Origin of the sequence: Candidatus Pantoea communis, from assembly GCF_011752685.1 — a bacterium.
In the GTDB taxonomy this organism is placed as follows: Bacteria; Pseudomonadota; Gammaproteobacteria; order Enterobacterales; family Enterobacteriaceae; genus Pantoea; species Pantoea communis.
The window spans coordinates 139,242-146,366 of the sequence record NZ_VWXC01000014.1 but is presented as its reverse complement, the minus strand read 5'-3'; the positions used below and the strand labels follow the sequence as shown (position 1 = coordinate 146,366).

The 7,125-nt window shown below is 55.0% G+C and carries 5 protein-coding genes; 2 read left to right on the top strand and 3 right to left on the bottom strand.

Features of this window, described 5'->3' with window-relative positions; genetic code table 11:
• Nucleotides 1–264 precede the first annotated feature (264 nt).
• Nucleotides 265–1,539, bottom strand: coding sequence for an MFS transporter (locus tag F3J37_RS18815; protein ID WP_166935097.1), 1,275 nt, complete (start codon nucleotides 1,537–1,539; stop codon nucleotides 265–267).
• Nucleotides 1,536–2,957, bottom strand: coding sequence for a M20 family metallopeptidase (locus tag F3J37_RS18810; protein WP_166935095.1), 1,422 nt, complete (start codon nucleotides 2,955–2,957; stop codon nucleotides 1,536–1,538). Before F3J37_RS18810 ends, F3J37_RS18815 begins: the two co-directional genes overlap by 4 nt.
• A 148-nt stretch (nucleotides 2,958–3,105) precedes the next feature.
• On the opposite strand from F3J37_RS18810, the gene F3J37_RS18805 reads away from it, so the two are divergent.
• On the top strand, nucleotides 3,106–4,032 hold the full coding sequence (locus tag F3J37_RS18805) for a LysR family transcriptional regulator (protein ID WP_166935093.1): 927 nt from the start codon (nucleotides 3,106–3,108) through the stop codon (nucleotides 4,030–4,032).
• Nucleotides 4,033–4,086: 54 nt separating this feature from the next.
• On the opposite strand, the gene F3J37_RS18800 is transcribed toward F3J37_RS18805, so the two are convergent.
• Nucleotides 4,087–5,682, bottom strand: coding sequence for an ABC transporter substrate-binding protein (locus F3J37_RS18800; protein WP_166935091.1), 1,596 nt, complete (start codon nucleotides 5,680–5,682; stop codon nucleotides 4,087–4,089).
• A gap of 113 nt (nucleotides 5,683–5,795) precedes the next feature.
• Between F3J37_RS18800 and pepT the strand changes: the two genes are divergently transcribed.
• Nucleotides 5,796–7,022, top strand: coding sequence for a peptidase T (pepT, locus tag F3J37_RS18795; RefSeq protein ID WP_166935089.1), 1,227 nt, complete (start codon nucleotides 5,796–5,798; stop codon nucleotides 7,020–7,022).
• Nucleotides 7,023–7,125 lie beyond the last annotated feature (103 nt).

Below are 7,125 nucleotides of genomic sequence, written 5' to 3'. Positions count from 1 at the left end.
AGAATGGATGGAAGACTATAATAACTGGCATCCCCATAAAGGGCTGAAAATGCAGTCACCAAGGGAATACAGAAGTTCGCTACTAGCTATAAATTAACCGTGTCCGTTTTAGCGGGGGCAACTCCACCAGCCAGGTATCGTTATGAGGTGAAGTCGTGCCATAACTGGCGCATTTCTTCAGGCTGCGCAATGGAATGCGCAGCTCCGGTATGTCTAAGCTCTTCGCTTTTAGATAAGGGGCAAAGCTAATCCGCTCAACCGCCTTTAAGCGATGCGCTTCTGGCTGCGTAGCAAGGCTAATCCACTCAGTACCGACATCGCCATCAGGTAATAACCGGGTGCCAGGCTGGTGCCGGTGGCAGTGATCAGCAGCGTACAAATCAGCGGTGCAAAACCACCAAACACCGTTACCGCGACGTTATAGCTGATCGCCATCCCACTGGCGCGAGTACCAATTGGGAACAAGTCGGCCATCACCGACGGTACCGTCGAGAAATAGATCGATTTCAGCAACGCCATCCAGCACACCAGGATTATCAAGGTGGTCGGCGTGGTGTGATTCACCACCAGCTTAAACGCCGGATAGATAGTGATGATCAACAGGATCAGCGAGCCCCACATCAACGGCACGCGGCCAACACGCTCCGCCAGTAAGCCCATCAGCGGCGTCACCACCGTCAGGATCACCCCTGCCAGCAAGGTCGCAGTGAAAGCGGCGGAACCTGGCAGATGTAGGTTTTTGGTGGCGTAAGTTGGCACATAGTTGAGCATGTAGTTTACTGCGGTGGAGATCACCATTAAGCCAATCGCCAGCAGCATCAGCTCCTTCTGACGCCCGAACAGACGTTTCAGCGGAGCGGCTTCCGGCGCTTGCGCTTCAAAACTGGCAGGCTCATGCACATGGCGGCGGATATAGATCCCCAACGGACCAATCAGCAGACCGAAGGCAAACGGGATACGCCATCCCCAATCCTGAATCTGACTCTCCGTGAGGATCTGCGTCAACCCCAATCCAAACGCCGAGGCCAGCAGCGTACTCGCGCCTTGCGTGGCAAACTGCCAGCTGGCGATAAACGCCCTGCGCTCCGGGAAATGCTCGACCAGAAACGCCGTTGAGCTACCGAATTCGCCACCCGCTGAGAAGCCCTGTACCAAACGCGCCAGCAGAATCAGCAACGGCGCAATCAAACCAATAGTGCCGTAGCTCGGCATAAAGGTGATCACTGCGCCGCCCAGCATCATCAGGTTAATGGATAGCAGCAGCGCCTTTTTACGCCCGTGGCGGTCGGCATAGTTACCCAGCACAATCGCGCCTAACGGACGAATCAGGAAGGAGACGCCGAAGCTACCAAAGGTCAGCAGCAAAGAGACCGAGGGATCGCTGGTGGGGAAGAACGCATGGGCAATGTAGCTGGCAAAGAAGCCGTACACCGCAATATCAAACCACTCCAGTGCATTACCGATACAGGTGGCAAACAGCGTTTTGTGCAGATTTGGTTTGGTGCTGCTCAATGGGGCAGCCGTGTTAATCGTACTCATGCAGCACCTCCTGCGTGCAGACGGTGTTTAGCCACCAGTTCGCTGCCCTGCTCGCCCAAATCCCACAGCAGTCGGGTCATAATTTGCAGACCTTCACGCGCAATCGACTTCAGCATATGTTCGTTGACGCCATGCTGACCGCAGGCCGGGTAGGAGTGCGGCACCCACAAGGTTGGCAGGCCGAGAATGTCTGAGAACACTTCGTTGGGCAGTGAACCGCCCAGATTCGGCAGCAGCGCCGGTTTTTTGCCGCTGGTCTCTGCCATGCTCGCCAGCACCCAATCCACCAGCGGATCGGTAGGATCGAGTCGCGTCGCCGGTGAGCCGCGCATAAACTCCACTTTTACGTAGCCAAAACCGTGCTGCGCCAGGTGCTCGCTAACATGCTGTGCCAGGTTTTCCCAATCGGTACCGACCACAAAGCGCAACTGGCACACCGCCGTGGCTTCACCGGGAATGGCATTCATCGGACGCGCAGGATTGCCGGTCAGGAACGCGAGGACTTCCAGTGTATTCCAGCCGTAGAGTCTTTCTGTCGGAGAAAGCGTCGGCTCGCCCCAGGTGGGATCAATCTCTGGATCACCTGGCATCCCCCCCACTTCGATGTCGCTGAGGATGTCGCGCACTTGCTGAGTGAGAGAGTCAGGTTTCAGCGCCTCAACCTGCAGCACGCCCCTTTCGTTCACCAGACAAGCAATGGCGTTGGCGAGTTGAGTACCCGGATTGGTCAATAAGCCGCCCCAGTTACCTGAGTGATAGGCGTTGTCACGCGCGGCGACGGTGAGACGGAAGTTGACCGCACCCCGGGAGCCAAGGAACAGGGTTGGACGCACCGCATTGAGACGCGGACCGTCAGATGCGATAAACAGATCGGCTTTCAGCAGTTCTGCATGATGCTTACACAGCTGAGCCAGACCCGGCGAGCTGATCTCTTCACCCATCTCAAACAGCATTTTGCAGTTGAATCCGAGTCGTCCACCACGTGCCTTGAACACCTGTTCCAGCGCAGCAAGGTTAACGCAGTGCTGGCCTTTGTTATCCGCGCTGCCGCGTGCGTACCAGCGATCGCCTTCTTCCACCAACTGCCACGGCGATAGGCCTTCGCGCCAGTTTTCGTCATCGCCGAACACCACATCGCCATGGCCGTAGCTCAGCAAGGTCGGCAGTGACGGATCTTCGATGCGCACCGCCACCAGGAACGGGCGATGAGCGGCTTCAGGGTTATCGATAAAGTGCAGCGTAAACCCCAGTGCGATCAGCTGAGGGCCTATTTCATCCTGCAAGTAACGCTGTAATTCGTTGTCGCGATCCTGGCGCTGGCTTTCGGTGCGCTGTGCCACGCGTCGGGCCAGTGTTTCCTGAAACTCCCCGCTGTCGAACCAGGCGGTGGCTTGTTGTACCGCTTCTTGAGCTGTCATGTTTGCATGTCTTTTATTGGTATTTTGGTTTTGTCATCTTTGCGGAAACCTTGCTTTGCCACAATTATCAATTTATCGAGTATGATTTGCTTTTTTGGCAAAGCTCCGCTGCCCGATTTCGAGGCATGCACCAGCATGAGGCATTCGCATGATAAGCAACGAGATCCGCTATTTTCTGGCTGTCGCCAATACCGGTTCGCTCAGCGCGGCCAGTGAACAGCTGTTTGTGGCGGTGTCGGCCATCAGCAGGCAGATCCAGCGACTGGAAAATCAGGTCGGCGTACCGCTGTTCGATCGCCATGCGCGCGGTATGGTGCTGAATGAAGCCGGTGAAATTTACGCCCATCACGTGCGCAAAAATATGCTGGAGATGGAATACGCGCTGGCAGAAATCAAAGGATTAAAGGCCGTACGACGCACGCTGATTCGTGTGGCCTGTACCGATGGGTTGGCCTTTACGCTGCTGCCGCGCATGATTGCCGCCTTCCGTGAGGATAATCCCGGCGTGCTGTTTGATATCAAAGTGGCGAGTACGCAAGGTGTCGCCGAGTTATTGCGCAGTGGTGAATGCGATCTGGCACTGCAATTCAGCTTGCACGCTGAACGCGGCGTGGAGGTGATCGGTTCATGGCCTGCCCCGGTGCTGCTGGTGATGCATCAGAGCCATCCGCTGGCTAGCGCAACACACGTGACCCTGAACGATGTCAGCCACTATCCGCTGGCGTTGCCGCAACAAAACACCACGGTGCGCCAGCTGTTTGAGCTGGCGAGCCATATGAGCGGCAATTTGATTGAACCGCTGATCACCTGCGATACCTTCTCAACGCTGTTCCACTTCTTGCTGCGTACACCGCTGGCCCTGACCATTTGCAGCGCCTTTACCGTGCTGCAAGAGGCGGAAACGCACGGCTTGATATTACGTTCTGTGGGAATTGATCAGTTGAGTCAGCGCAACCTGCAGCTACAGGCGCAATCAGGGCGACCTCGCAGTGCCGCCCTGAATGTGTTTATGACGTTTTTACTGCAGCAAATGAACGCGCTGGAAGAGCCGTTGCGTCAACGCTGGAAGCCATAATCGCCAGGATTTTGGCAATCTAGCGGGCCGCCTTTGGATTGCCCGCTGCCATCATCAATCCTTAATATCGACCGGATAGAAAATATGTTTGCCAAACGGATCGACGGTATATCCGCTCACCGTTTTGCGCACCGGCTCGAAAATTGTCGAATGGGCGATCATCACGGCAGGCACCTGGTCATGCATCATCTGCTGCGCTTCGCGATACAGGGTGACGCGCTTGTCATGGTTTTGCTCAGCACGCGCTTCGGTGATGATCTTCTCGAACGGCTGATAGCACCATTTGGAGGAGTTGGAGCCGCCATTGGCCGAGGTGCAGCTGTAGAGCGGGCCGAATAAGTTATCCGGATCGCCAGTCGCCGTGGTCCAGCCCATCAGCGCCGCCTGATGCTCGCCGCCCTTCACGCGCTTCAGGTATTCACCCCACTCATAACTGACGATGTTGGCTTTAATGCCCACCTGCGCCCAATCGGCCTGAATCATCTCTGCCATTCGTCGCGCATTCGGGTTGTAAGGACGCTGTACCGGCATTGCCCACAGTGAGATTTCGGTGCCGGGTTTTATGCCCGCTTCCTGCAGCAACGCTTTGGCTTTCTGCGGATCATAATCGTAATCTTTCAGATCCTTGTCGGCGCTCCAGACATCCGGCGGCAGAATATTTTTCGCCACCGTGCCGGTGCCTTTGAAGATCGCGTCAATTATCGCCTGCTTGTTAATGGCCATCGCCAGCGCCTGGCGGACTTTAACGTTATCCAGCGGCGCTTTAGTGGTGTTGAACGACAGGAAACCGGTGTTGAGTCCCGATTTCTGTTCCAGCGTCAGGTCAGGATTGGTGCGCATTTTTTCCAGATCGGCCGGATTAGGGAACGGCATAATCTGGCACTCGTTTTTTTCCAGCTTGGCATAGCGCACTGAGGCATCTGGGGTGATGGAAAAGACAATGCGATCCAGTTTCGCTTTGCCCTGCCAGTAATCCGGGAAGGCTTTGTAGAGAATGCGGGAGTCTTTTTGATATTGCACCAGCTCAAATGGCCCGGTGCCGATCGGCTCCATGTCCACTTTTTCTGGCGTACCGGCCTTCAGCATCTGATCGGCATACTCCGCAGAGTGAATGGAGGCGAAGTACCAGGCCAAATCCGCGAGGAACGGCGCTTCCGCATGCGCCAGCGTGATGCGCACCGTATTGTCATCCACTTTCTCTATATTCTTGATCAGCTTCGCCAGTTCCAGGCTATCGAAATTGCTGTAGTTGCCACCGGAGACGTTGTGGTAGGGGTTTTTGGGATCCATCTGACGCATAAACGAGAAGATCACATCATCGGCATTCAGGTCGCGCGAGGGTTTAAACAGTTTGTTGCTTTGGAATTTAACCCCTTTGCGTAAGTGAAACGTGTATACCGTGCCGTCCGGGCTGATATCCCAGCTTTCAGCCAGGCTTGGCACCAGTTCTGTGGTGCCGGGCTTGAAGTCTACCAGGCGATTGAAAATCGGCACTGCGCTGGCATCCACACTGGTTCCCGAGGTGTACAGCTGTGGGTTGAAATTCTCAGGCGAACCTTCAGAACAGTAAACCAGCGTTTTTGCCGATACCCCGCCTGCTACCGCTAAACACAACGCGCTGAGTGTGAACTTTGCCATCATCTTTTTCATTGTGATCCTCGTTTTTGTTGACTTCCATGAGCCCGCATCGGTATGTATTGATAAATAACACGATTTATCCGATGTGTGTAATGCACATCGCGCAAAGCTAATAAGGAAATGTGATGACAGAACAACTCGCGCGCCAACTGACCCAACGTTTTTACCGTTATCTGGCGGTTTCCAGCCAGAGCGATGCCAAATCCACCACGCTGCCCAGCACCCCTTCACAACATGCGATGGCGGAGCTGCTGGCGCAGGAACTGCGTGAGCTTGGGCTGCAGGATATCGTCATCGATCAGCATGCCACGGTGACGGCAGTGAAACCAGGCAATCGGCCTGATGCACCGCGCATTGGCTTTATTACCCATATCGACACGGTTGACGTGGGTTTATCACCGGATATCCACCCGCAAACCCTGACGTTTAACGGCGATGATTTGTGTCTGAACGCGCAGCAAGATATTTGGCTGCGCGTAGCGGAACACCCGGAGATTGCGGCCTATCACGGTCAAGAGATCATCTTTAGCGATGGCACCAGCGTGCTCGGCGCCGACAACAAAGCGGCGGTGACGGTGGTCATGACGCTGATGGAAAACCTCAAAGGCGATCATGGCGACATTGTGGTGGCATTTGTGCCGGATGAAGAGATTGGATTGCGCGGCGCCAAAGCGCTGGATTTGGAGACACGCTTTAACGTTGATTTTGCCTGGACTATCGACTGCTGTGAGCTGGGCGAAGTGGTGTATGAGAACTTCAATGCGGCGGCGGCGGAACTGGTGTTTACCGGCGTGCCGGCGCATCCGATGTCCGGTAAAGGCGTGCTGGTGAATCCGCTCCTGATGGCGCACGACTTTATTTCACGTTTCGATCGCCTGGCCACGCCAGAACATACCGAAGGACGCGAAGGCTATATCTGGTTTAACGATATCAATGCCAACGCCAGCCGTGCGGTGTTGAAAGCCTCGATTCGCGACTTTGATTTACAGGGATTCGATCAGAAAAAACAGCAGTTGGTGGAAGTCGCGGATGAGATCGCCGCGCTTTATCCTACCGGGCATGTTTCACTCACCATTAACGATACCTACAGCAACATTAGTAATGCTATTGGGGAAGATCGTCGTGCGATTGACTTGATATTTGCGGCGCTCGAACAAGTGAGTGTGGAGCCGAAAGTCATCCCGATGCGCGGCGGCACAGACGGTGCGGCTTTATCGGCCAAAGGATTGCTGACACCGAACTTCTTTACCGGTGCACACAATTTCCATTCACGCTTTGAGTTTTTGCCGGTGCCCTCGTTTGTGAAATCCTATCAGGTGGCCGAAGCGCTGTGTTATCTGGCGGCGAAATAAGCAAGAACTTTACCGGCAGATCTTAATGCTGTCAGAGGCACAGGGAGGGTCCGGCAACCGTTGGGAGGCAATGCCACCCACTTCGACGTAAACGAAAAAGGCT

What these genes read in the sequence shown, in the direction of transcription:
- F3J37_RS18815 (WP_166935097.1), bottom strand. Translation starts at nt 1,539, where the DNA reads ATGAGTACGATTAACACGGCTGCCCCATTGAGCAGCACCAAACCAAAT.
- F3J37_RS18810 (WP_166935095.1), bottom strand. Translation starts at nt 2,957, where the DNA reads ATGACAGCTCAAGAAGCGGTACAACAAGCCACCGCCTGGTTCGACAGC.
- F3J37_RS18805 (WP_166935093.1), top strand. Translation starts at nt 3,106, where the DNA reads ATGATAAGCAACGAGATCCGCTATTTTCTGGCTGTCGCCAATACCGGT.
- F3J37_RS18800 (WP_166935091.1), bottom strand. Translation starts at nt 5,682, where the DNA reads ATGAAAAAGATGATGGCAAAGTTCACACTCAGCGCGTTGTGTTTAGCG.
- pepT (WP_166935089.1), top strand. Translation starts at nt 5,796, where the DNA reads ATGACAGAACAACTCGCGCGCCAACTGACCCAACGTTTTTACCGTTAT.